Genomic DNA, 23954 nt, shown 5'->3' on the forward strand with positions numbered 1-23954 from the left:
AATCTTATTCTGTTACTGTTTAGTACAATACATCTGTACAATAATGCTAGTGACGCCGAAACGCACATGCTAATATGCTCAAATCTTATTCCATACAAAAAGTAATGGATTAAGCACTTCTTTACACCTCCCCAGCTTTCAGGAGTACTGTTGGAGATGAATGCTCCCCTACCCAAAGCCCCAATTAACTGGGTTGCCGTTTTTGCTCTGGTGTTCTTGCCAATTGTCGCAATCATTGCCATCCCGTTATATGCTTACCACCATGATTTTAGCCTCGCAGCTTGGATCAGCATGTTTGTTTTACTTGGCGTTAGCAGCTTGGGTATTACAGCAGGTTATCACCGTTTATGGGCGCACCGTGCCTATGAAGCCACTTTACCTTTGAAAATCATTTTAATGATTATGGGCACCTTTGCCGTACAGAACAGTATCCTGTTCTGGGCCTCAGGTCACCGTACCCATCACCGTCATGTCGATGATGTCGATAAAGATCCGTATTCGATCAATAACGGTTTCTGGTACGCCCATTTAGGCTGGATGCTGCGTGACTATCCGGCAGCCGAACCAAACTATAAAAATGCGCCAGATTTGCTGAATGACAAACTGGTGATGTTCCAGCATAAATACTATGTACCGTTAGTGATTCTGGTACATGTTGGCATCTTGCTACCAATTGGCTGGGCTGTGGGCGACATCTGGGGTGTTTTACTTTTAGGCGGCTTAATGCGTCTGATTCTGAGCCACCACGTCACCTTCTTTATTAACTCGCTGTGTCATATGTGGGGCAAACGTCCATATACCGACGAAAATACGGCACGTGACAACTTCTGGCTGGCTATTGCCACTTGGGGCGAGGGTTATCATAACTATCACCATATCTTCCAGTACGATTACCGTAATGGCGTGAAATGGTGGCAATATGATCCGACCAAATGGTTAATCTGGAGCTGTTCGAAACTGGGGCTGGCAAAAAACCTGCGCCGTATTCCAAGCTTTAATATTAAAAAAGCGGAACTGGCGATGAAGTTCAAATATGCCGAGCAGGACCTGGCGGTATATGGCCACAATGTCAATGACGACATCAGCAGCGTCAAACAGCGTCTGGCACAAGAATATGAAGCCTTTACCCATACCCTAAATGACTGGGCCAAGTTAAAAGAGCAGGAAATTCAGGCCAAGAAATCGGCGGTGGCAGAAAAAATCCATCAAATGGATGACAAGCTGAAAGTTGAATTCCAGCTGGTAGAACAGCGTCTAACCCATCATCGGGAAACCCTGAACATTCTGATGCGTAACCTGAAAAAGAATCCGGTTTCACAATAATACCAAAGCCCTGCAAAAAGCCTCCTGATGGAGGCTTTTTCTAGTCGGAAACACGACACTTTTCTCCAGCCAAGTTTGTTATAGTGAAGGCCTGTTCTGAATGGCTGTTCTGCAATGCAATTTAACTCGCGCTATCCTACCCTGCCTTCCCGTCTGTATCATCAGCAACAACCGCTGCCTTTAAAAGGCGCCAAAGCCGGGCATTTCAATGCAGCACTGGCCGATGAACTGCAATGGTCAAATGAAGACAAAGCACAGTGGGTCGAAATCTGTAGCGGCCAGAAAACATTTGCTGAATTTCCGGCATTGGCTATGGTTTATGCCGGGCATCAATTCGGGCAATGGGCCGGTCAGCTCGGTGATGGACGTGGTTTACTGATTGCCCAGATTGTTGACCAGCATCAGCAGACCATTGATCTGCATTTAAAAGGTGCCGGTGCCACTCCCTATTCACGGATGGGCGATGGTCGCGCGGTGTTACGCTCGGTGATTCGTGAATATCTGGCCGGTCATGCCTTAAATGCCTTGGGCGTACCTTCCAGTAATGCTGTGGGATTTACTTCATCCACCCAAGGGGTACAGCGTGAAAAACTGGAACCGGGTGCAATGATATTACGTACCTCGGACTGTCATATTCGGCTGGGGCATTTTGAATGGATCAATCAATATCAGCCAGATTTACTGCCTGAATTTACCCAGAAATGTATCGAATGGCATTATCCGGAATGTCTGAAGGCCGAGCAGCCTGTTTTAGCTTTTGCCACGCAGGTGGTGCAGCGTACTGCAGTGATGATTGCCCAATGGCAGCTGGTTGGCTTTGCCCATGGGGTAATGAATACCGATAATTTAAATATCACCGGCTCTACCCTAGATTTTGGTCCTTACGGTTTTATGGAGCGCTTTCGCCCGAACTGGATCAACAACCATTCCGATTATCAGGGACGTTATACCTATCAGCAACAGCCGAGTATTGGGCACTGGAACTTGTGGACCTGGCTGAACAACCTGATTCCGCTTTGTCCCGCAGACGATGACCAGGAGCAATGGAAAACAGATCTGGCTCAATGTTTAACTCATTTTGAACCGACCTTCCTGGAACACTACAAGCATGGCTTAAACCAGAAAATGGGCTTACCCAGCTTCCATAAAGACAGCTTTGACTGCGCGATGGCTTTTTTAAGAATCTTGCAAAGCGAACAGCTGGACTACACCCAAAGCTTTATTCGCCTGCAACATAAAGACTATGAAGCGATTAAAGATGACTGCCTGGACCGCCGTCAGTTTGAAGCCTTCCTGACGCAATATGAGCGTATTCGTGAACATCAGGATACCGATGAACTGGATGCCGCCATGACCGCCGTCAATCCGCATTACATCCTGCGCAACCATATGGCGCAAAAAGCAATTGAACTGGCCGAGCGGGATGATTTTTCTGAAGTCGAGCGTTTATTTAGCCTGCTCAGTCAACCCTATACCCGACAGACTGCGCTGGAAAAACCGGAAGATTTAGCGCCGCTGCCAAGCGATGTGCCTGAAGTGATGGTCAGCTGCTCGTCTTAAAGTATCCACATTAGCCTGGTAAATTGTGGATAATTTCAGCATTATCCACAAAGTGCCCTTCGACCTAAATTGCGTATGGCTTTGCATCCACTTGCGGCAAAAGTCGCTACTACCCTGCCTGAAGTCACAGTGACCCAGCCTTTTGGTGAGGGTTGTGATGTGTTTAAAGTGCAGGATAAAGTCTTTATGTTACAGTTTCATCTGCACGGACAAGCGGCCATTAATTTAAAAGTAGCGCCAGATCATGGTGCCATGCTGCGTGATATTTATCCGTATATTCGTAGCGGCTGGCATATGAATAAACAGCACTGGATTTCAGTGTATGAAGATGAAGAGCTGGATGAAGCTTTAATCGAAGATTTAGTGCTGAATTCTTATGCGTTGGTGGTGTCCAAACTCAAGAAACTGGATCGACAACGTATAGCGTTACTCAAAACTGTAGGCTCGCGTGTTTAGCTCGGGCAAAAACACAGAGATAAATCGTGCCCACAGTTTAATCCTGTCTCTCGTATGTAAAATCAGCGATTAAACTTTATATTTATCATTGAACAACTCAAAGGCTTTGCGCCACCCTGAATGTTCACTGCTGTGCTGGCTTTTTGCAATTAAATACTGCAATAGTGCTTTGATGGTGGCCACTGTATCGGAATTTAAACAGACAATAATCTGCTGTACACAGAAGTTGATCTGATGTTCCAGGCGGGAACTATCCTGGGTTTGTTCAAAATAGTGTATCGTGGGGGTGATATTGCGCTGAATTAAGCGTGCGACAAGCTCAGTATTGACGTGCATAGAAAAATTCCCAAAAGCGGGCTGCGGATTATACCGGAATTTTATTTACTTCAATTTTCAGGCTTATTAAAATTTACAAAATATTCTTGTTAAAAATTAAATTCATTTAAAAATTATAATATTAGAAATCCCACCTTTTATCTTGGTCTTATGCTTGATCAGTCTGTTGATTTATCACCATCCTGCCCCTAAATACTGCACAACCTACTCTCATAAAAAAAGCGAATAGGCACATATCTATTCGCTTTTTCACTCCGTATGAAATTAATCTTCCGGATATTCAAAACGGTAGCCAACCCCATACACTGCCTGAATCCACTCATGACGATTACCGGTTTCTGCCGCTTCGGAAATCTTGCGGCGCAGGTTTTTGATATGACTGTCAATCACCCGATCTGCAACATCAAAACTGTCCGGGTTAATATGATCCAGCAACTGGGCACGGGAATAAACCTGCCCAACATGCTCTAAAAACAGTTCCAGTAAACGAAATTCGGTCGGGGTCAGGTTCAGTGCTTTTTGCTGATACCAGATCCGTTGCTGGGCTTTATCCATCCGGAATAAATCATTGGTTTCCGGTTCAGCCTTGCGGTCTAAGCGACGCAGCACTGCCTGCACACGTGCCACCAGTTCTTTCGGACTAAATGGCTTACAAATATAGTCATCTGCACCCATATTCAGGCCTAATACCCGGTCAATTTCTTCGGTACGCGCCGTAACCATAATAATGGGTAAATCAGACTGCTCACGTACTTTACGGCAAATGGTCAGCCCATCCATACGTGGCACCATCAGATCCAGAATCATCAGGCTCGGTTTACGCTGCAAAAAGCTGTTATAGGCTTCTTGTCCATCATGAAACATACTGACCTCAAACCCAGCAGCTTCAAGATAGTCGCGGACCAATTGAGCGAGTTCAACTTCATCTTCAACCAGCATGACATGTTTCATGAATATCTTTTCCTTTTATTGTTTGGTCGGAATCGGGAAAGTCAGTTTGCAGCGCAAGCCACCCAATGGCGAATGCGCAAAACTCAGCTGGCCACCCATGGCCTGCGCAATTTTAGCAGACAGCGCCAGACCTAAACCGGTACCGCCAGTGCTCCGCGTACGCGAATCATCCACCCGGTAAAAACGCTCGCCTAAACGGGCTAGCTGTTCATCGGTCAGGCCAAATGGACTGTCATCGACATAGACACTCCATTCTGTTGCCGTCTGCTCACTATGAATATGAACCTGCCCACCGGCCTCAGTATAACGAATACTGTTCGCAATCAAGTTCACCATAATTTGTTTAAAGCGGTCTATATCTAATTGTAAAGGCACAGCTCCACCTTCTAGACGCACGCTTAACTCGGCCTGTTCAAACTTCGGCCGGAAATTCTCGACTTCCTGTTCAATCACCTGCCAAGGGTTGATTGAGGCCAGATAGAATTTCAGCTGCATGGCTTCGGCCTGGGCTAAATCAGCCAGGTCCTGAGTCAGTTTTTTCAGGCTGCTGACCTGACGCATCATTGCATCTAAGTGTTCCGGTGTGGCTTTACGGATACCATCCTGCATAGCCTCAATTTGGGCCTGTAATACTGCCAGCGGGGTTTTTAATTCGTGTGAGGTATCAGCCACCCACTGCCGGCGTGAGGTTTCATGTTGATCTAAAATGACTGCCAGCTGATTCAGCTCTGTAGATAAATCACCGAGTTCATCATTACGGTTTACTTTCACCTGATACTGATAATTGCCTTTGGTCAGTTCACGGGTCCCATTGAGCAGACGCTGAATCGGCTTTTTAAAATAGGTCGCCAATAACCAGGCCACCAGTAAACTGGCAATAAAGGACAGACCATAAATCAGCAGCAGATAACGCTTTTGTTCGCTAAAGAAATTAATGCTGAGCGCATCATCCTGATCCAGCACCGGTTTTAAACCCAGATAGCCGACCACCTGATTGTTCATTAAAATCGGGCGATACGACATTTGTCCTTCTGCCGGCTCACCGACCACAAACTGGCGTTTGGCATCATATAAAGCCAGACGCGAGCTAAGACCCAAACGGTCCGGCATGGAAATAAACTGTTTTTTGCCATCCGATTGTGGCTGATTCGGACGCGGATTCTGGGTACTGCCCTGATTAACCCGGGTGGTATTCTGCTGCGCGCTTAAAGGAAATTTCAGGCCTTTAAAGGGACGGTACTCGGAAGGCAGATTCATTTCCAGCCATTTTAGTTCTTCCTGCGAGGCCTGGCGTTTCTGCGGATCTGGTTCAGCCAGCGTTGGCGCCACATTCATTAAGGTATGTTCTTCAAAATAACGCTGCTGCAAGGCAATATCGTACTGACGGCGCAACCACCAGCGCGACAGGCGGTCATAATCTTCCGGGCCGGCCTGTCCTTCAATTTGCAGGATTTGCGCCTGAATGGCATTGCCCCAATCATGATAGACACCATACACACCGGCCAGATTATGAATCACATGATCCAGCTTCTGCATTTCGACATCGGCCACGTATTTGGTGAAATTGCGTTGCATATTCCAGTGCAGCACCCACAGGCTGACCGTGGAAATGACCAGCGCGGTCAATAGCACAGTCAAAAACAGGCGCAGGGCGATTGGAATCCGGCGTATTTTCAAAACACTCATCTCAATTTTTCTTTTATTTCACTATTGTAGCGAACAGTGTCTGAAAAAACTCTCCATTGTTTCTTCATCTTTATTATTTATTCTTGTCGCAGGTAAAAATAACTGTATCGCGGTTCTGTGTGGAGACAATAATCATGAAAACGATGACAAAAATTGCGCTTGTTTCAGTGGGTTTACTCAGTGTCGGGACACTGACAGCCTGTCAGTCAACCAATAGTACAGCAACGCCGGAACGTGAAGGCCGTATGGCTCATTCCATGCACGGCAAACATGCACGCCTAAGCCCGGAACAGCGTGAACAATGGCAGCAGCTGCGTACTGAACGCCGCCAGATGATGCAGCAGATCAAAACGGCCTGTGAAGGCAAAGCTGCCGGACAGGTGGTTCAGGTCAAAGCCGGTGAAAAAACCGTGAATGGGACCTGTACCCTAATATTTACGCCGGAACGCCAGCAGCTTAAACACAGCCGTGAACATCGTCCAATGCGTGGCGATGTACGCCAGTTTAAACAGCATGGTCCTCAGACAGGTGCCTTAACCGATGCCAAACGTGCCGAACTGGTGAAACAGTATGATCAGCGCCTGGCACAGCGTCAGGCCCGTCAACAGGCTATGGCCAATGCCTGTAACGGCAAAACCGCCGGTCAGACTGTCCAGATTAAACTGGGAGACAAATCGGTCAATGGTCAATGCAGCTTACGTTTTAAACCGAATACCGCTGTGACCATTCCGGCCAAAGTGGCTTAAGCGAAGTCAGCAAATAAAAAAGGCGCATGGTGCGCCTTTTTTATTGGACATATCTGTTTACGTTTTTGACTATTTGTCCACTTCCTATACCGATAAATCTGTTTACACTCAATACACTTAGCTATTTCAAGTTAAAAATCTTTGACTTTACAGTCACCAAGAAAAGCCATTGAAATGCTTGTACCCAATTAGAAGATGTTGCACGATTAAAACATTCAAGATGCGCCTGTGAAGGCGCGTGAACTCACTGATTTAGGATTATAACCGCTGGTTAAACCAGTATTGAGGAACCCGATATGCCACAATACAAAGCGCCACTACGTGATATGCAATTTGTTTTGCATGAATTATTAAATGCTGAAGAACATTATGCAAAACTCCCTGCATTCTCTGGAAACGTAAGCCGTGAGTTGGTTGACCAATATTTAGAAGCTGCTGCTGACTTCTGTGAAAACGAATTATCTCCTTTAAACCAAGTGGGCGACCGCGAAGGCTGTACCTGGAACGATGGTGTAGTCACCACGCCGACTGGCTTTAAAGAAGCGTATCAAAAATATATCGAACTGGGTTTCCCGTCTTTATCTGCCGAAGAACAGTACGGCGGTCAGGGTTTACCAAACTCTCTGGGCATTACCATTTCTGAAATGGTCGGTACCGCAAACTGGGCTTGGGGTATGTATCCGGGTCTGTCTCATGGTGCAGTACGTACCCTTGAGCACCACGGTTCGCAAGAACAAAAAGATACCTATCTGCCAAATCTGGTATCAGGTGTCTGGACCGGGACCATGTGTCTGACCGAATCTCATGCCGGTTCTGACCTCGGTATTATCCGCACCAAAGCAGAACCAAATGCGGATGGCAGCTATGCAATCTCTGGCGAGAAAATCTTTATCTCTGCTGGTGAGCACGACATGGCCGAGAATATCATCCATATCGTTCTGGCACGTTTACCAGGTGCACCGAAAGGCACCAAAGGTATTTCACTGTTCATCGTACCGAAATTCAACCTGAATGCTGATGGTTCAATCGGTGAGCGTAATGCTGTGCGTTGTGGCTCGATCGAACACAAAATGGGGATTCACGGTAACGCGACTTGCGTGATTAACTTTGACAACGCCAAAGGTTACTTGATTGGACCTGAAAACCGTGGTCTGAACTGTATGTTCACTTTCATGAACACGGCGCGTATCGGTACTGCAGTACAAGGTCTGTCTGCATCTGAATCTTCATTCCAGGGCGCTTTGGCGTATGCAAAAGACCGTCTGGCCATGCGTTCACTGTCTGGTCCGAAAGCGCCAGAAAAAGAAGCCGATCCGATTATTGTGCATCCAGCAGTACGTAATATGTTGTTGACCCAAAAAGCATTTGCTGAAGGTGGCCGTGCGCTGGTTTACTTATTGGCTCAATATGCAGATGTGGTTGAGCAGGCTGCTGAGGAAGAAGACCGTAAATTTGCCGACAACATCCTGTCTTTATTGACACCAATTGCCAAAGCCTTCCTGACCGAAACCGGTTCAGAAGCTGCAAAACACGGTGTACAGGTGTTTGGTGGTCACGGCTTTATTTCCGAGCACGGTATGGAGCAGATTGTACGTGATACGCGTATTTCTTGCCTGTACGAAGGTACTACTGAAATTCAGGCACTTGACCTGCTTGGCCGTAAGGTTCTGGGTACGCAAGGCGCGATGCTGAAAGACTTCACCAAGATCATTCACAAATTCGCAGAAGCCAACAAAGACAATGCCGGCATGAAAGAGTTTGTTGAACCGCTGGCCGCGCTGAACAAAGAATGGGGCGACCTGACCATGCAAATTGGTATGCGTGCGATGCAAAACCCTGAAGAAGTCGGTGCTGCAGCAGTCGATTACCTCTACTTCTCTGGCTATGTGACACTGGCTTACCTATGGGCACGTATGGCACTGGTTGCACAAGAAGCCTTGGCTGCGGGTACTACCGATGTCGACTTCTATAATGCCAAAGTGACCACTGCACGCTTCTACTTCAAGAAGATCCTGCCACGTGTACGCTCACATGTTGACGTGATTGCGACTGGCCTGGATCCATTGATGGCGCTTGATGCTGAACACTTCGCCTTCTAATGCACGTGATGTGTAGTAACTTGTAATGGATGTAAAAAGGACGGCCAGCTGTTGGCGGTCCTTTTTCTCTATTTATCGCGCTATATTAACCTTTCGTCGTCTAATCAATTGAAATCTCATCGTTTAGACTGACCTGATCACTATGAATAAACAAGAAACAGGTGAAATGAACTATGCCAATTTATAACGCACCGCTTGCCGATATGAAATTCATCCTGAATGATGTCTTCCAAGCAGAACAATTCTGGCAAAATAACGAAAATCTCGCCCACCTCGATGCTGCAACTGCAGAAGCTATTCTTGAAGAAATGGCCAAATTTACCCAGAACGTTACCCTGCCCTTAAACCGCACTGGTGATGAAGAAGGTGCTCAATATAACAATGGCAGCGTAACCACACCGGCCGGTTTTAAAGAAGCATTTAAGCAATATGCCGAAGGCGGCTGGATTGGCCTGGGTGCCGATGAAGAATGGGGCGGTCAAGGCATGCCAAAAATGCTGACCGTTCTGTCGGATGAAATGATTTTTGCTACTAACCCGTCATTCATGCTGTATCCACTGCTGTCAGTTGGTGCGGGTATGGCGCTGAGCAGCTATGCTTCTCAGGAACAAAAAGAAACCTATTTACCAAAAATTTATTCAGGTGAATGGTCTGGCACCATGTGTCTGACTGAACCACATGCCGGTACCGATTTGGGGATTATTAAAACCAAAGCGGAACGCAACGAAGATGGCAGCTATAACATTACCGGGACCAAAATCTTTATTACCGGTGGTGATCATGACCTGGCTGAAAACATCATTCACCTGGTACTGGCCAAAACCCCAGATGCACCTGCCGGTTCACGCGGTATTTCGCTGTTTATCGTGCCGAAATTCCTGGTCAATGCCGATGGTTCACTCGGTGAACGTAACCCCGTTGGCCCAGGCTCTATCGAACACAAAATGGGGATTAAAGCCTCTGCCACGTGTGTCATGAACTTTGATGGTGCCAAAGGCTATCTGGTCGGTAAAGAAAATGAAGGCCTGGCAGCCATGTTCGTGATGATGAACTATGAACGTCTTTCAATGGGCATCCAAGGTTTAGGTGCGTCTGAATTTGCTTATCAAAATGCAGCGCAATATGCGACTGACCGTTTACAGGGCCGCAGCGCTTCCGGTGTACAATCCCCAAACAAACCGGCTGACAGCATTTTAGTGCATGGTGATGTACGTCGTATGCTCTTAAATGTGCGCGCCAACAACGAAGCATCACGTGCCTTTGCAGTCTATGTCGGCCAACAGCTGGACATCACCAAATTCTCGACCGATGCAGACGCGGTGAAAAAAGCCAATGACCGTGTGGCGCTGCTAACGCCTATTGCCAAAGCCTATTTAACCGATACCGCTTTCCAGGCAACCCTAGATGCGCAAATGTGCTTCGGTGGTCATGGCTATATCCGTGAATGGGGCATGGAGCAATGTGTACGTGATTTACGTATTGCGCAAATTTATGAAGGTACCAATGGCGTACAGTCACAAGATTTAATTGGCCGTAAAACCATTAAATGTCAGGGTGCCTATATTGCAGAATATATTGCTGAAATCCGTGACTTTGCCAACCAGTTAGATGCCGATCTGAACTTCATTAAAGATGCGACCTTAGATGCAGCTACAGAAGTCGAATCAGTAACACAATACATTCTGAATGCGGCGTCTGAAAATGCGGAATTCCCGAATGCCGCAGCGGTCGATTATTTACACGCGGTTGGTCTGCTCAGCTTTGCCTATATGTTTGCCCGTATTGCCCAAGCGGCACAGGCCAAACAGGGTGAGTTCTATCAGAACAAACTGGCGCTGGGTCTGTACTTTGTACAACGCATTCTGCCAGAACTGGAAATGCGGATTACCCGTATCAAAGCCGGTTCTGATGTGATCATGAAATTCTCGGAAGATTATTTCACTCATCAGGCTTAAGCTTTTTATCTCTCAAAAACGCCTGCACTGTCAGGCGTTTTTTTATAGCATCCATGTTTTCCTGCTGTTTTTACACCACTTTTCCTGTAGTTGTGCACAGTTTTTGCATAAGTTTTTCTTATTCATTCAGCAGAATCAGGAGGAGCATATGACAGCACGGCATCCCAAAGTAGAAAAAATAGAAACCCTCCTCGACCGGCTGGGTAATCTGGCCGTTGAAAGTTTTCACTATATTGCCCTGTTCGTGATTGGCTGTATGGTGATCTGGTCGGCCGGCCATACTGTGGTCGATATTCTGACCGTCAAACAATATGCCACGATTGATGATATTTTACTGCTGTTCATTTATTTGGAGCTCGGTGCCATGGTGGGTATTTACTTTAAAACCAACCACATGCCAGTACGCTTCCTGATTTATATTGCCATTACCGCCCTGACCCGGCTGCTGATTTCCGATATCCAGCACGACCATAAAGCGGATATTGACCTAGTAATTATTACCGGTTCGATTCTGATTCTAGCCTTTGCGATTCTGGTGGTACGTTTTGCCTCCTGGAATTATCCATCGGTAATTCGGGATAAACACAGTGAAAAACCGTTGCCACAAGGCAAGACCCCACGCCCGGAAGATGATGAACTGGCCTAAACACCAAAATCACATCCATCATTCAAATCTGAAGAACAAAAAGCGCCTGGATACCACTACGGCGCGCTGATTTTTGAGTGAAGATTCACCGGATCATCAGTTTGGTTCAAATAGTTTTCCTTAGCGCTGGAGCGCTCCGGATGATCTAACGGTTTGGCACCAAAATATAACGACCATTTTCATAAATCCAGTAGCTGCCATTTGGCGGAGCCGGCAAACCTAAACGGCGCCAGTCAGTAATGATGGTCTGCGTGCTGCTTTCAATCCGGGCCACATTCGGGTCACCATTGACCCAGCTATAACTTTGCGAATTCTGGTAAATGGTGGTGGGCGCCTGATATTGAATACTGATGCCCGGACGTACCGGTTGATGGCCCCATTGCGGACGTGGCGGATAATATTGTGGTGGCCTGTGCTGCGGATAAGACGGGCGATGCTGTGGATAATGCTGCGCATGCGATTTACGCTCCACGCCCTGATAACTGGCCCAACGATTGGTATCGGCCAGCGACAATGTCGAGATGGCAGACAACCCAATGCCCAACCATACACCTGCTTGCATTCTTTTCATTACCCGACTCCCAAACATCAGCCCATTGATTTTACTATAAAACAGGATTAAGGATAAAAAATAAACATACATGCTTTATCCAAGTTTTTTAGATGAATGGTGGCAGATCGGCCGTATTTCTCAGTGAAAATAATGGCCTACTTTTATGCTACACTCGCTTTTTTTCATACTAGGTTCATGCTTGTGTCTGATTTAAGTTTTGATCGTCTTTATGAATATTTCTGCAAAGTACCCAGTGTTCAAAAAAACTTGATCGATGCCTATGGCACAGATGGTGCTCAGGCATGGTGGTTTAAATTTCAGATTAATGTAGCACACCCACTGGCCTGGCAAACCGTACAGGAACTGGGTCATGTGCTGAACTATATTTCCAAGAATGAACGTTTGCCAACGCAGTTTTTACCGGTATCGCCACCACCTTATATGAATGGTGAAGCCAAAGATTTCCTGTCTTGGGTGATCCAGTGTAATCATGCCGATTTCCCGCCCGATGTGGTCTGCGACTGGCTGGAAGCGCGTTTGCCGAATCCGGTTGAAGATGAAAGCCAGTGGAAAATTAAAACCGACCTGAGCGAGCTGGATGAGCTGTCTGATAAAGATCTGGATGAACTGGTACCACCGAATCCGGGGCAAAACTAAGCGTTAAACCTTAGTACTGACCTCTCCCTGACTCTCTCCTAGAAGGTTAAGGAAAAGCGTGTCTCCCTAACCTTCTCTTACGAGGAGGAGAAAAAGCTATTGTTCCTAACTCTCTTGCAAGGAAGGGGAAAATCGCTTCTTTTTAACCCTTTCTTACAAAGGTGGAAGAAAACTCATTCTTCCAGCTCTCTTATAAGCAGAAGCCACGGCTCCCAAACAGAAGCTTGGAATGAGGGAGGTTAGAACGTCGACCAGCCACTCCATTCCATCAAACGATACAGCCCATATTTCAGCGTCGATTCATCGGCATACTGGGCATAATCCACACTCATCTGACGGCCATTTAAGTTTGACCAGGCGGTATCAAAATACTGCTGAGCATCTTGAAACACCTGAGCTTGAGCCGGGCCTAACACGCGTAAATTGGTTTCCAGATTATAATTTTTTAAATTCCGTGCGGTGAAATTGGCCGAACCTAAAATCATCTCCTGTTGCTGGGCATTGCGCTTGATCAGCATTTTGCTATGACATTGCTCGCCTTGGGTATTACACCAGCGCAGTGGAATGCCGGCCTGATGTAATTCTGCTGCCACTGGCCGGTTCGGTACGCCATTCTTTTCCAGACCAAACGCATCTTTATTGGCATCGAGCAGCACCCGCAATTTCACCCCACGCTCATGGGCTGCAAGCAGGCTTTTGATAATCTGGCGCTCGGACAGATAGAACATCACCAGATCGACCTGTTCATTGGCTTTGGCGCTATTAATCAGGTTTAAAGTCGCATCATAAATGGCTTTTTCAGTCAGCACCTGCACCTGCGGTTCAGTAGCAGCGGCCTGAAACTCACCGACAATCACCCCGGGAATATTGCTGCCGGACATGAGCGCCACCGACTGCTCGGTTTTCAGAATATCTACCGCGGTATTGCCTTTGACCACCAGCGCCACATTGGAGTGATGGGAACTGGCATCATGCGGATTCATTGAGGTCACCAGAGCTTCCCAGCCGTCCGGGGTATCAACCACAATGGTTTTACGGTGGTTGGCCTTAAAATTCAGCAGCTCGGAATAACTGCGCAGGGTGATTTTGCCCTCGCCAAACGGATTGGCCAGCCAGCCAGCCTCCGGATTATTGCGGATGCCCTGACAGCAGATGTACCAGAATCCGGACCACATCGGATTGGAAGCGCGTAGCGGAGTTAAATTGGTTTCGATCACATCAATTCCGGCCTGGCGCAGTTGCCGATAATGCTCTGGCGCAAGGCCGCCATAAACCGAGTTAATCGGATCGGTAATCAGCCTGATTTCAATATCCGGCTGGGTACGGCGTTTTTGAATCAGTGCATCGGTCAATTGCTGACTGAGCGGTTGATGCTGGGCCTGTGATGCCCCAGTTTGCGGATTAAACAGGAACATATCCAGCACAATTAAGCTTTGTGCTTCATCAATCAGGCGCAGCATTTCATTAAAAATCTGATGATCATAATGCTGCTGGCCCTGTGCATCCAGATAGGTCTGATCGGCCAGAAATTTGACTTCGGCATGACGTAGCGGTCCCGCATAATTCAAACCATCCGGTAAGGGCTTATAGGTGTGATACAGTGCCGAGGATAAATAGCTTAACGCCAGCAGGCCCATCATCACGCCCAGATAACGCCGTGGTGACCAGTTCAGTTTATTGTGAATTCGTTGAAAGATACGCATAAGAAAAAACCTAACCCAATCAACTCAGGCTAGGTTTTCTTCAGGCTTTTTTCAAGAGGATTTCCGTGACATCCTCTTGATTTTGGCAATAAATTTAAGTTTTGCTTAGAAGTTATATTCTAAACCAACGGTAAAATTACGGCCCACTTGCGGAATGTTGGACAGGAATGAGGTATGTGAATAAACCTGATCATCCAGCAGGTTATTGGCTTTAAAGAACACGCGGTAGTCCTGGTTATTCGCCATGGCACCTGCATAAGCCAGACCGACATTGACCATGTTATAGCCTTGGGTTTCCTGTTCATAGCTGGCAATCTGGTCCTGTTTAAAGACATGATAGTACTCTGCCAGACCTGACCAGCCGTCAGCAAAATCGGCTTCTACTTTGGTACCTAAACGGCCTGCGGGTACACGCGGGGCATTTTCACCATCAATTTTGCCACGCACATAGTCACCAAACAGGCTAACTTTATAAGCATCGTTAATGGCATAGCCTAACTGCGCTTCTGTACCGTAGAAACGGGCTTTGTCTTGTTTATAATCAACTAGACGGAATGTTCCTTCGCTGTCGGTTGTTGAGCCATAAATATAGTTATCAAACCAGTTGTGATAAACATGCACATGATAGTCGAGTTTCGCACCTTCATAATGCAGACCTAACTCAAGGTTATTTGACTTCTCAACATCCAGATCCTCATTTCCACGCTCATAGGTATTGGTGGCAAAGTGAATACCGTCCGCATACAACTCTTGTGCCAGTGGTAAACGTTGCTGATGCGAGCCAACCACAGAAAGCTTATAGTTTGGAGTAAACTGCCAATTGGCTGCTGCTGAACCTGAAACACCGGTATCTGAATAGTCTTTTTGAGTTGAATCTACATCAATTTTTTGATGTTCTACACGTGCACCCAATTCCACATGCACATCACCAAACTGCTTATGTTCTAAACCAAACAGGCTATATTTTTCCGTTTTAGTATCTGGCATTAAGACTGATTCATGAAAATGATCATCATGTGGAACCATCTCACCGGATAAATCAATATTTTGTTGACTATATTGGGTACCAAAGACCCCTTCCCAACCGGCGACTGGTTTATGTACCAATTCTAAACGGGCATCATAACCTTTATTTTTAAAGTTACTGATGACTTCATTTTCTTCCAGCTCGTCATGTTCATAATCGGTATAGCTGGCATGGGCACGTAACTTGTCAAAGCCGGAAAATGGCTGGTCCAGCTCAGCACGGACGTCATAACGGTGTGATTCCAGATCGACCCATGGACCACCATGATGCGCATGGTCATCACCATGATCATCGTGAGGAGGACATTCAATTATATTCGGATTGTCATGATCTGGCCCACAACCATGATATTCATGACTATGCCCTGGTAAACCGTATTTGTCCTGACGGTTGCTATAAGACACCCCGACAAAACCACGGTCATGAATCCATGAGCCGCCAATATTCACGGTTTGCCCTTCTGCAAAGGTATTGTCTACACGACGGGCTTTATCAAAATGTGTTTCATGTTCTTCTTCAGCATCATGTCCATGATCATGATCTTCATGGCCAGCTTCATCATTATGATGTTCTACCCAGTAATCCGGCGTAATATAGTTATTTGCTTTACGTTTGGAGCCTTCTACACGTAAGGCAAAGTTGTCACCAATTGCTGCTGTTACCCCCGCACTGGCCAGCTTCTCATCGCTACCCGAGTTATAGCGCACGCCGACGGTGCCCTCTAAGCCATCTGCTGGCATTTGGGTTGGAATTTTCTGATCGGTTACATTGACCAAACCACCGACAGTACCGGCACCATAAAGTAAAGTCGATGGACCACGAATCACTTCAACCTGTTTTGCTAGAATTGGATCTACCGTAACCGTATGGTCTGGAGATAAAGTCGATACATCGGCAGTTTCAGATGCGTGTTGTAAGACTTTGACACGCGGACCATCTTGACCACGAATCACAGGACGGCTTGAACCTGTGCCGTACTGATTTGAATATACACCTAGTTCATCAGCCAGTGCATCACCAATGGTTGTTGGGCGTTCAGCCAATACTTTCTGTTCCACCACCTGATCTGCTACCGCAAAGTCCGCTGCAGTCTGAACCAGAGGATGGGCTTTTAGCTGGATGGTTTCAAGTTGCTGTGCATTGGATAGATTCGCCTCATCTGCAAAAACCGCAGGGGCCACAACAGCAAAAATAGACAGTGTTATTAAATTCTTATGGAAGGACATGACTCAGGCTCAGAGTAACAAATTTGAATAATGTTATAATATAACATTTCAACTGTTTTGCAATAAAAAACATAAAATTCATCTTTGCTTGGTTAAGCTATAGGGCCTCACGGATTTTTCTGTTTTTATTGTCTACGCCTGTATGCCCTTTACCTTATCTCATGCGGTTTTAGCACCTCCCATTGCCCAGCTGACAGGTCATCGTCTTCCCGTTGCGGCCCTCGCTATTGGCTGTATGCTGCCCGATTTAAGCCGTTTATTTACCACCGATCAGGGCGGCTTGAATCATTTATGGAGTTCAATTGTTCATCCAAATTTATGGCTGGGTCTGGCTTTTTGTGCGGCATGGTATCTGATTTATCGTCCGGTGCTGTATCGGGCGCTAGGCATACAACATGAGCTCAATCTGGATTCATTCAAGTCGGCCCTTGGTTTTTTACTTGCGATGGTGCTGGGACTATTGCTGGGCAATGCTACCCATTTAATTTGGGATGGTTTAACTCACGTCGACTTTCGCACTTTCGCCTTTCATGATTTTTTAAACCAGCCGGTGTCCTGGTTCTCCCAGACCTATCCACTACATTTTATCTTGCAGATTGGCAGTTCGCTTCTGGCCCTGCCGTTTTTGCTGTGGATGTGCTGGCGTTATTATCAGCGCTATCGTCAGCACTGGCCAGTGAGCCGACGGGTCAAACAAGCGGCAGCCATCCTGATTGGCCTGGCCATTTTGCTAGGTGCTTATTCGGTCTGGGATTATGCCCGCTATTTCAGTGATGAACTGTGGTATAGCCATCGTTATTATTTTCTGGGCCGGGCTTTTAATGAGTTTAGTCAGGGTGCCTTAATCATTTTAACCACGGGCTGTATTTTATTTCAGATTCTGGACCGCAATCATGAGTTCGGTTAACTCGAAATAGCAGGAAATTGCCGGGTTTTTCACGCTAGTTCTTGTGACAAAACCTGCAAAGAGGCATAATCCAACATTTACTTCAAGCGGTACGCTGTTTACGTATGCGCTGTCATTAACCCATATAGTTGGATTTTTTACGCTATGATGCGAACTCATTACTGCGGTTCTTTAACCGAAGCTCAAATCGACCAAACCGTAACCTTGTGTGGTTGGGTACATCGTCGCCGTGACCACGGTGGTGTGATCTTCCTGGATATGCGTGACCGTGATGGTCTGGTACAAGTGGTTATCGACCCGGATACCCCAGAAGCATTTGCCACAGCAGATAAAGCTCGTTCTGAATTCGTATTAAAAATTACAGGCCGTGTACGCCGCCGTTATGCGGGTACTGAAAATGCCAATATGGTCAGTGGCCAGATTGAAGTATTGGGCAAAGAAATTGAAGTGCTGGCTCAATCTGAAACGCCGCCATTCCCACTGAATGATGAAAACACCAATATTTCTGAAGAAATCCGTCTGAAATACCGCTTCCTGGACATCCGCCGTCCAGAAATGTTAGAGCGCTTACGTTTCCGTTCTAAACTGACCAACCTGATTCGTAACTACTTCGAAGACAACGGTTTCCTAGACGTTGAAACCCCAATTTTGACTCGTGCAACGCCTGAAGGTGCACGTGACTATCTGGTTCCAAGCCGTGTGTCTAACGGTAGCTTCTATGCACTGCCACAATCACCACAGCTGTTCAAACAGTTATTGATGGTGGGTGGTATTGACCGTTATTACCAAATCGCCAAATGTTTCCGTGACGAAGACTTACGTGCGGACCGTCAGCCAGAATTTACCCAGATCGACGTTGAAACATCGTTCATGAGCGACGATGACATCATGGATTTGATGGAACGTTTGACGGTGAAGATGTTCAAAGAACTTCTAAACGTTGAATTCGACAAATTCCCGCGTATGACCTATGCCGATGCGATGCGTGACTATGCATCGGACAAACCGGACCTGCGTATTCCGTTGAAACTGATTGATGTTGCAGATTTAATGCAAGACGTTGAGTTCAAGGTATTCGCTGGCCCTGCCAAAGATCCGAAAGGCCGTATTGTGGCACTTCGCGTTCCGGGTGCAGGTTCACTGCCACGTAGTGCAATTGATGAATACACCAAATTCGTGGGTATCTACGGTGCCAAAGGTCTGGCTTACATCAAAGTCAACGAACTTGAAAAAGGTATCGAAGGCCTGCAATCGCCAATCGTGAAATTCATCGAGCCAATCGTGCTGGATCTCTTAAAACGCGTTGGTGCTGAAAATGGTGACATCGTCTTCTTCGGTGCAGATAAAGCCAAAGTTGTAAACGATGCGATGGGCGCGCTTCGTGTCAAGATTGGTCACGACATGAATCTTTCGACGTGCGAATGGGCTCCGCTTTGGGTAGTTGACTTCCCAATGTTCGAAGAAACTGATGATGGCAAATGGACTTCTGTGCATCACCCATTCACGCTGCCAAAATCAAGCGTTGAAGAAGTGAAGAATAACCCGGGTGCTGCGCTGTCTGTCGCTTACGATATGGTATTGAACGGCACTGAAATCGGTGGTGGTTCACTGCGTATTCACAACCTGGAAATGCAAAAAGCCATCTTTGAAGCTTTAGGTATTGGTGAAGAAGAAGCTGAAGAGAAATTCAGCTTCTTACTAAATGCTTTACGTTACGGTGCGCCTCCACACGGTGGTCTAGCATTCGGTCTGGACCGTTTAGTGATGCTGATGACTGGCGGTGCGTCTATTCGTGATGTGATTGCATTCCCGAAAACCAAGACTGCTGAATGTCCATTGACTCAAGCACCAGCACCAGTTGAAGCGACTCAACTGCGTGATTTGGGTATTCGCTTACGTGAAAAACCAAAAGCGGAATCTCAAGAATAATAGCTTGTCATTCTAAAGAAGCCCTGCACTTGCGGGGCTTTTTTATTACATTGAGATCACTGCCGAGCAATGGCATAATAACTGCAGTTTTCATTCTTAGGTGATTCAGCGATGGCAATGCGTCCTGCAGTACGTAACCGTGGCATCATGCTTATTGTCTTTTCGATTGTACAATGGCTGTTCATGCGTTATATCTTGGCGAATAACCTGTTTGCACTTGATACCAATGACCGTATTGTGTATTTCAGCCTGAGTAGTATTATCGGCGCCTTGCTGATTTTTGTCGGCCTGATTTATATGGTCTTAAAAGGCAATGCAGATCGACCATAATTGCGCGGACCCTTGCTTGATTCATGTATTCCCTTCTTAAAAATTTCTCCAGACTCCCCCTGCGCTTGATTCAGGTCACCGCCCGATCTGTGGGCTGGTTGCTGTATGTGAGCAATTCTTCTGCCCGACGTGTGACCGAAATTAATTTAAAGTCTGCTTATCCGGAGTTATCTGAATCAGAACGGGAGCAACTCACGCGGCGCAGCCTGAAAAGCCAATGTATGACCTATGCAGAATCGGTCAAGATTTGGGGTTCTGCGCCGGAGTTTGCCCTTGAACAGATCAAGGCTGTGCATGGAGAAGATATTTTTTTAGACGCCCTGCAAAACCCGAATGGGACCTTGGCAGTGGTGCCGCATTTTGGCACCTGGGAATTGATGAATGCCTGGGTGAATTTACATACTGCACCGGTCATTATGTATAAACCGAGCAAAAATCCGGATGTAGACCGGTTTATGCTGGAAGCACGGCAGCGCCTTAATGCCACACTGGTACCCACCGATGAAACGGGGGTACGTGCCTTATTTAAACATTTGAAACAAGGTGGATTTGCCGCAATTTTACCAGATCATGTGCCTAAAGAGTCGGGTGGTATTTACTCACCTTTCTTTGGTCAGAATGCACTTTCCTCTACCCTGCTCTCTAAACTGGCAGCCAAGACCCAGTGTTCAGTGATTGGCTTAAGCTGTTTACGCCGTGAAGATTTAAGTGGCTTTGAGCTGCATGTGCAGACTTTGTCTGCAGAGATTAATGCCAAAGATTTGCAGCTTTCAGTCGATACGCTTAATAAAGAAATGGAGCGCATGATTAATGTCGCTCCAGAACAGTATTTGTGGGGGTATAAAAGGTTTAGGAAGGTTGAAGGTGATTGTAATTTATACAGGACCTTCTAAATATATCCCCAATAATAAAAACTTAAGAGGCAGCAGAGATATCCATTAATAGGTACTGCAAATAATACTTTTGAGAATTTTTTTGTTTCTTCCTCAATAACAATCGACGAAAGATATCCACAGTTTTAAAACACTGCTCATAGATATGATCAAATTCTACTTTAAAATTCTGATCAATATAACGTATTAATTCACTCTTCTCATCTAGAGTCAAGGTAGCATCCTGACCAATATTTTTTAATGTACCCACATAATTATTATATATTTTATAATACATATAGGCCTTTTTCGATGGTTCCATTTGTATATTACTCTTCAATTTTTGACTCCGATATAAAAAGGCAGACAGATAGTCATTAATATAACTACAGCTCTTTTTAGAAGTCGTACTAGAGTTCGGACGAGATCTATAATTAACTAAAGGATGAGAGATATAAACATATGAATTACACAGAATAGAAATATCTGTTATAAAAAAAATATCTTCAAAACGTGCACGTGATGGGAATTCTACCTTATCTAACAGATGGCGATTATAAATATGACACCAAATATAATTTTTTCTAAGTTTATTTAAATTAAATAAAAAACTATTCTCAATATTATCTAGTTTTACATTCGTCCTACCTAAAAAAGTTTTTTCTAAGCGTAAGGCATTCTGTTTCGCAGGCTCCCATAAATAATAGTCTCCAATGATAACGTCCACCCCATAGAATTCGTCAATAGCTTGAAGAATAACCTCATATGCCCCTTCTCTAACAATATCATCAGAATCAATGAACCAAATATATTCACCCTTAGCATATTTTTTTAAATTATTACGTGCAGCAGATACTCCGAAATTTTGTTTTTGATAAATTACCTGCAACTGAGGATAATGCTTTTGTAGATCTTGTAAAATTTTCGTACAACCATCACTTGAGGCATCATCTAATGCAATAATTTCAACCTGATGATCGACTTGTTTTAATAATGAAGTCAGACAATCAACAAGATAATCTGCAACATTATAGACCGGAATTAAAATACTTAATTTCGGTAATTTTTGATCATGTATATTTACTAAACTCATAATACCTATCCAATAGAGTTCTAATTCATATTTATCAAATCTAAATAAGATTTTATCGCAGTATGTATTAAGAATTTTTCATTTAAAGGATTATCAAGAAGGCACTTATTCTGGGAAAAATATTTTAACTTTTCAGCTAAATGATCACTATCCCCTACAGATACTAAATATTGCGAAGGTAATACCTCCCTTGGTCCAGAAGGACAATCCGTACTAATAACTGGCGTTCCCAGAGCTAAGCCCTCTAAAATAGCAATACTAAATCCTTCAAAATCAGAAGATACCACCATTAATTTTGCATGCTTAATATAAGGATATGGATTCTTTTTAAAGCCCGTAAAAATAACTTTATGCTCTACCTCTAATTCTTTAGCCAGCTGTTTAGACTGTTCCATAAGTTCGCCCGTACCAACCAGTACAAGCTTCTCATCTATATTGGCCTGTGCATAAGCTTTAATAAGAATATCATGACGTTTTTGCTGCTTAAATTTACCTACATTTACAATATATGGTCCATCAACATCCGGAATATATTCCTCTGCACTTTTTAATATGGATTCCACATCAATTGGATTATAAATAGTTGAGATGTTTTCAGTTTCAAAAAGCTGTTTAAAATCATCTGTAACACCTTGACTCACCCCAACACAAGGCTTGGCTAAATAAACCTTTTTGAGCTGTTTCATCATTTTATTATCTAAACGACCAGCATATTCCTGACTAGTTGTATTATGAATAACTAGATGTACATTTGGCAGCTTACTTTTGCACAAAACAAAATCTACAGGGAATAAATTTGAGAGAACCAGATCAGGAGTACCAATCTCGTTTAGAATAAATTTATCAAATGCTTTAGCTGCAATATTTGCCCGCATAAATTTAGGAATAGCACGGAATTTTTGGTAATTAAAAAAGTGTGTTTTTACACCTTCAGGAATCGGCAAATCAATAATATCTTTAAAATAAATAATATGAGCTTCATACCCCGCATCATTAATGCCTTTGGCAAGGGTTAATGCAAAGCGCTCAGCTCCATTCCCTTGCAGAGTAAAAATTGCAAGAATTACTTTCTTTTTCATTGGCAATTAAACCTGTTTGAATTTGTTTTTATCTAAAGCAATAAAACGCTTTTGCGCTTTAAACATCACTTGCACATAACGACAAGCCATTGCCCACTGCCCTGCAAGACGTCTAGTCTTAAATTTTCTTTTTTCCGCAGCAGATGCATACACAGGTTTATGATGTTCAGAACGCCCAATCACCGACTCAAACTGTTCCTCAGGCACTAAACCATAAGCCGCTAGCTGATCTTCTTGAATCACTGCAGCTGGCTCAGCTTGTAAACTATTTAAACCATAATGACTAAAAATAAATCCATCTGCGATGGCGGGTGCAGATGTTTCAAGCTTATCTAATAATTTTTGAGCACCGGAGGGATACAAAATATAGCCTGCTGCACCTGTCCGATCCTGATACAACTCAAACAGGTTGGTCTGACTATTTGCAAAAGAATAGACTGGCATTTTAGAAATAATTTTCTTCCGGCTTCTGACTTCAAAATTAATCAGATCAATATCTTTAAAATTATGATGTTCAATGTCTTTAAGTAGCTGAGGTACATGACTAGCTAAGACTGCATCATCTTCTAAAATCAGCGCTGGCGCATTGGTTTGAACTACGATTTCCCATGCTTTCTGATGACTCAAAAAACAGGCCACTTCAACTTTACGGAGTGGTCGTTGCCAACCAAAACCTAATCGTTGATAGACCTCTTCACTAATCTCATCAACCGATACTGCATCTAAACGCTGAAAAGAAAGTCCGAGCCGAGCAAATTGTTTCTGCTGAAAGGCCAAGCGTTCAGTTGAACGCGCCAAATTGATAATCAGTACTTGCATC

At 45.0% G+C, this 23954-nt stretch carries 21 protein-coding genes; 12 read left to right on the forward strand and 9 right to left on the reverse strand.

Annotated features, from left to right (window positions below; translation table 11 throughout):
- Positions 1 to 156 precede the first annotated feature (156 nt).
- From ACPEPR_RS00145 to ACPEPR_RS00155, 3 genes are all read left to right on the forward strand, one after another.
- The gene (locus ACPEPR_RS00145) at positions 157 to 1323 is read left to right on the forward strand and encodes an acyl-CoA desaturase (protein ID WP_005179996.1); all 1167 of its coding nucleotides are present in this window, start codon (positions 157 to 159) and stop codon (positions 1321 to 1323) included.
- Between the two features lie 114 nt (positions 1324 to 1437).
- Positions 1438 to 2883 (forward strand): protein adenylyltransferase SelO, encoded by a 1446-nt coding sequence (locus ACPEPR_RS00150; RefSeq protein ID WP_423561781.1) that lies wholly within the window; start codon positions 1438 to 1440, stop codon positions 2881 to 2883.
- 75 nt (positions 2884 to 2958) lie between these two features.
- Positions 2959 to 3339 carry an MmcQ/YjbR family DNA-binding protein gene (locus ACPEPR_RS00155; RefSeq protein ID WP_016658646.1) on the forward strand — a complete coding sequence of 127 codons (381 nt, stop codon included), beginning with the start codon at positions 2959 to 2961 and terminating at the stop codon, positions 3337 to 3339.
- Between the two features lie 69 nt (positions 3340 to 3408).
- On the opposite strand, the gene ACPEPR_RS00160 is transcribed toward ACPEPR_RS00155, so the two are convergent.
- The 3 genes from ACPEPR_RS00160 to baeS form a co-directional block, all read right to left on the reverse strand.
- Positions 3409 to 3675 (reverse strand): hypothetical protein, encoded by a 267-nt coding sequence (locus ACPEPR_RS00160; RefSeq protein WP_168381522.1) that lies wholly within the window; start codon positions 3673 to 3675, stop codon positions 3409 to 3411.
- A 264-nt stretch (positions 3676 to 3939) separates the two neighbouring features.
- Positions 3940 to 4626: a response regulator gene (locus ACPEPR_RS00165; protein WP_005180005.1), complete on the reverse strand. Its 687-nt coding sequence runs from the start codon at positions 4624 to 4626 to the stop codon at positions 3940 to 3942.
- Between the two features lie 15 nt (positions 4627 to 4641).
- Positions 4642 to 6312, reverse strand: coding sequence for a sensor histidine kinase efflux regulator BaeS (gene baeS, locus ACPEPR_RS00170; RefSeq protein ID WP_423561782.1), 1671 nt, complete (start codon positions 6310 to 6312; stop codon positions 4642 to 4644).
- A gap of 134 nt (positions 6313 to 6446) precedes the next feature.
- Here baeS and ACPEPR_RS00175 point away from each other — a divergent pair, with 134 nt between their 5' ends.
- From ACPEPR_RS00175 to ACPEPR_RS00190, 4 genes are all read left to right on the forward strand, one after another.
- The gene (locus ACPEPR_RS00175; protein ID WP_104495357.1) at positions 6447 to 7058 is read left to right on the forward strand and encodes a hypothetical protein; all 612 of its coding nucleotides are present in this window, start codon (positions 6447 to 6449) and stop codon (positions 7056 to 7058) included.
- A gap of 296 nt (positions 7059 to 7354) precedes the next feature.
- Positions 7355 to 9157, forward strand: a complete 1803-nt coding sequence (locus tag ACPEPR_RS00180; RefSeq protein WP_075168330.1) for an acyl-CoA dehydrogenase C-terminal domain-containing protein — start codon at positions 7355 to 7357, stop codon at positions 9155 to 9157.
- A 173-nt stretch (positions 9158 to 9330) separates the two neighbouring features.
- On the forward strand, positions 9331 to 11112 hold the full coding sequence (locus tag ACPEPR_RS00185; RefSeq protein WP_075168331.1) for an acyl-CoA dehydrogenase C-terminal domain-containing protein: 1782 nt from the start codon (positions 9331 to 9333) through the stop codon (positions 11110 to 11112).
- Between the two features lie 148 nt (positions 11113 to 11260).
- Complete coding sequence (locus ACPEPR_RS00190) at positions 11261 to 11758, forward strand: phosphate-starvation-inducible protein PsiE (protein WP_005180016.1); 498 nt, start codon at positions 11261 to 11263, stop codon at positions 11756 to 11758.
- Between the two features lie 145 nt (positions 11759 to 11903).
- On the opposite strand, the gene ACPEPR_RS00195 is transcribed toward ACPEPR_RS00190, so the two are convergent.
- On the reverse strand, positions 11904 to 12329 hold the full coding sequence (locus ACPEPR_RS00195) for an RcnB family protein (RefSeq protein WP_104484494.1): 426 nt from the start codon (positions 12327 to 12329) through the stop codon (positions 11904 to 11906).
- A 183-nt stretch (positions 12330 to 12512) separates the two neighbouring features.
- Here ACPEPR_RS00195 and ACPEPR_RS00200 point away from each other — a divergent pair, with 183 nt between their 5' ends.
- Positions 12513 to 12968: a hypothetical protein gene (locus ACPEPR_RS00200; protein WP_005180018.1), complete on the forward strand. Its 456-nt coding sequence runs from the start codon at positions 12513 to 12515 to the stop codon at positions 12966 to 12968.
- A 239-nt stretch (positions 12969 to 13207) separates the two neighbouring features.
- Here the strand turns inward: ACPEPR_RS00200 and ACPEPR_RS00205 are convergent, their stop codons facing one another.
- A complete protein-coding gene (locus ACPEPR_RS00205) occupies positions 13208 to 14671 on the reverse strand; it encodes a phospholipase D family protein (RefSeq protein WP_168414244.1) in 1464 nt (487 codons plus the stop codon).
- Between the two features lie 105 nt (positions 14672 to 14776).
- Complete coding sequence (gene znuD / locus ACPEPR_RS00210) at positions 14777 to 16924, reverse strand: zinc piracy TonB-dependent receptor ZnuD (protein ID WP_423561783.1); 2148 nt, start codon at positions 16922 to 16924, stop codon at positions 14777 to 14779.
- A gap of 142 nt (positions 16925 to 17066) precedes the next feature.
- Between znuD and ACPEPR_RS00215 the strand changes: the two genes are divergently transcribed.
- The 4 genes from ACPEPR_RS00215 to ACPEPR_RS00230 all read left to right on the forward strand — a co-directional run bounded on the left by ACPEPR_RS00215 (position 17067) and on the right by ACPEPR_RS00230 (position 20983).
- Positions 17067 to 17831: a DUF4184 family protein gene (locus ACPEPR_RS00215; RefSeq protein ID WP_168384234.1), complete on the forward strand. Its 765-nt coding sequence runs from the start codon at positions 17067 to 17069 to the stop codon at positions 17829 to 17831.
- A gap of 144 nt (positions 17832 to 17975) precedes the next feature.
- The gene (gene aspS, locus ACPEPR_RS00220) at positions 17976 to 19760 is read left to right on the forward strand and encodes an aspartate--tRNA ligase (protein WP_045796021.1); all 1785 of its coding nucleotides are present in this window, start codon (positions 17976 to 17978) and stop codon (positions 19758 to 19760) included.
- 111 nt (positions 19761 to 19871) lie between these two features.
- Positions 19872 to 20090: a hypothetical protein gene (locus tag ACPEPR_RS00225; protein WP_005180031.1), complete on the forward strand. Its 219-nt coding sequence runs from the start codon at positions 19872 to 19874 to the stop codon at positions 20088 to 20090.
- Between the two features lie 23 nt (positions 20091 to 20113).
- Positions 20114 to 20983, forward strand: coding sequence for a lysophospholipid acyltransferase family protein (locus tag ACPEPR_RS00230; protein ID WP_423561784.1), 870 nt, complete (start codon positions 20114 to 20116; stop codon positions 20981 to 20983).
- A gap of 22 nt (positions 20984 to 21005) precedes the next feature.
- Here the strand turns inward: ACPEPR_RS00230 and ACPEPR_RS00235 are convergent, their stop codons facing one another.
- The 3 genes from ACPEPR_RS00235 to ACPEPR_RS00245 are packed head-to-tail and all read right to left on the reverse strand — an operon-like array spanning position 21006 to position 23953.
- Positions 21006 to 22055: a glycosyltransferase family 2 protein gene (locus tag ACPEPR_RS00235; protein WP_168370713.1), complete on the reverse strand. Its 1050-nt coding sequence runs from the start codon at positions 22053 to 22055 to the stop codon at positions 21006 to 21008.
- A gap of 20 nt (positions 22056 to 22075) precedes the next feature.
- Complete coding sequence (locus ACPEPR_RS00240) at positions 22076 to 23134, reverse strand: glycosyltransferase (protein WP_104505403.1); 1059 nt, start codon at positions 23132 to 23134, stop codon at positions 22076 to 22078.
- Between the two features lie 6 nt (positions 23135 to 23140).
- On the reverse strand, positions 23141 to 23953 hold the full coding sequence (locus tag ACPEPR_RS00245) for a glycosyltransferase family 25 protein (protein ID WP_423561785.1): 813 nt from the start codon (positions 23951 to 23953) through the stop codon (positions 23141 to 23143).
- Position 23954: the final 1 nt, after the last annotated feature.

The organism is Acinetobacter sp. AND/436 (genome assembly GCF_049546925.1).
GTDB lineage: Bacteria > Pseudomonadota > Gammaproteobacteria > Pseudomonadales > Moraxellaceae > Acinetobacter > Acinetobacter indicus.

Bases quoted from the DNA above. Each gene is read 5' to 3' on its own strand.
- ACPEPR_RS00145 (WP_005179996.1), top strand. From the start codon at position 157: ATGAATGCTCCCCTACCCAAAGCCCCAATTAACTGGGTTGCCGTTTTT.
- ACPEPR_RS00160 (WP_168381522.1), bottom strand. From the start codon at position 3,675: ATGCACGTCAATACTGAGCTTGTCGCACGCTTAATTCAGCGCAATATC.
- ACPEPR_RS00185 (WP_075168331.1), top strand. From the start codon at position 9,331: ATGCCAATTTATAACGCACCGCTTGCCGATATGAAATTCATCCTGAAT.
- ACPEPR_RS00240 (WP_104505403.1), bottom strand. From the start codon at position 23,134: ATGAAAAAGAAAGTAATTCTTGCAATTTTTACTCTGCAAGGGAATGGA.
- ACPEPR_RS00150 (WP_423561781.1), top strand. From the start codon at position 1,438: ATGCAATTTAACTCGCGCTATCCTACCCTGCCTTCCCGTCTGTATCAT.
- ACPEPR_RS00165 (WP_005180005.1), bottom strand. From the start codon at position 4,626: ATGAAACATGTCATGCTGGTTGAAGATGAAGTTGAACTCGCTCAATTG.
- baeS (WP_423561782.1), bottom strand. From the start codon at position 6,312: ATGAGTGTTTTGAAAATACGCCGGATTCCAATCGCCCTGCGCCTGTTT.
- ACPEPR_RS00225 (WP_005180031.1), top strand. From the start codon at position 19,872: ATGGCAATGCGTCCTGCAGTACGTAACCGTGGCATCATGCTTATTGTC.
- ACPEPR_RS00175 (WP_104495357.1), top strand. From the start codon at position 6,447: ATGAAAACGATGACAAAAATTGCGCTTGTTTCAGTGGGTTTACTCAGT.
- ACPEPR_RS00195 (WP_104484494.1), bottom strand. From the start codon at position 12,329: ATGAAAAGAATGCAAGCAGGTGTATGGTTGGGCATTGGGTTGTCTGCC.
- ACPEPR_RS00245 (WP_423561785.1), bottom strand. From the start codon at position 23,953: ATGCAAGTACTGATTATCAATTTGGCGCGTTCAACTGAACGCTTGGCC.
- aspS (WP_045796021.1), top strand. From the start codon at position 17,976: ATGATGCGAACTCATTACTGCGGTTCTTTAACCGAAGCTCAAATCGAC.
- ACPEPR_RS00235 (WP_168370713.1), bottom strand. From the start codon at position 22,055: ATGAGTTTAGTAAATATACATGATCAAAAATTACCGAAATTAAGTATT.
- znuD (WP_423561783.1), bottom strand. From the start codon at position 16,924: ATGTCCTTCCATAAGAATTTAATAACACTGTCTATTTTTGCTGTTGTG.
- ACPEPR_RS00190 (WP_005180016.1), top strand. From the start codon at position 11,261: ATGACAGCACGGCATCCCAAAGTAGAAAAAATAGAAACCCTCCTCGAC.
- ACPEPR_RS00230 (WP_423561784.1), top strand. From the start codon at position 20,114: ATGTATTCCCTTCTTAAAAATTTCTCCAGACTCCCCCTGCGCTTGATT.
- ACPEPR_RS00215 (WP_168384234.1), top strand. From the start codon at position 17,067: ATGCCCTTTACCTTATCTCATGCGGTTTTAGCACCTCCCATTGCCCAG.
- ACPEPR_RS00180 (WP_075168330.1), top strand. From the start codon at position 7,355: ATGCCACAATACAAAGCGCCACTACGTGATATGCAATTTGTTTTGCAT.
- ACPEPR_RS00205 (WP_168414244.1), bottom strand. From the start codon at position 14,671: ATGCGTATCTTTCAACGAATTCACAATAAACTGAACTGGTCACCACGG.
- ACPEPR_RS00155 (WP_016658646.1), top strand. From the start codon at position 2,959: ATGGCTTTGCATCCACTTGCGGCAAAAGTCGCTACTACCCTGCCTGAA.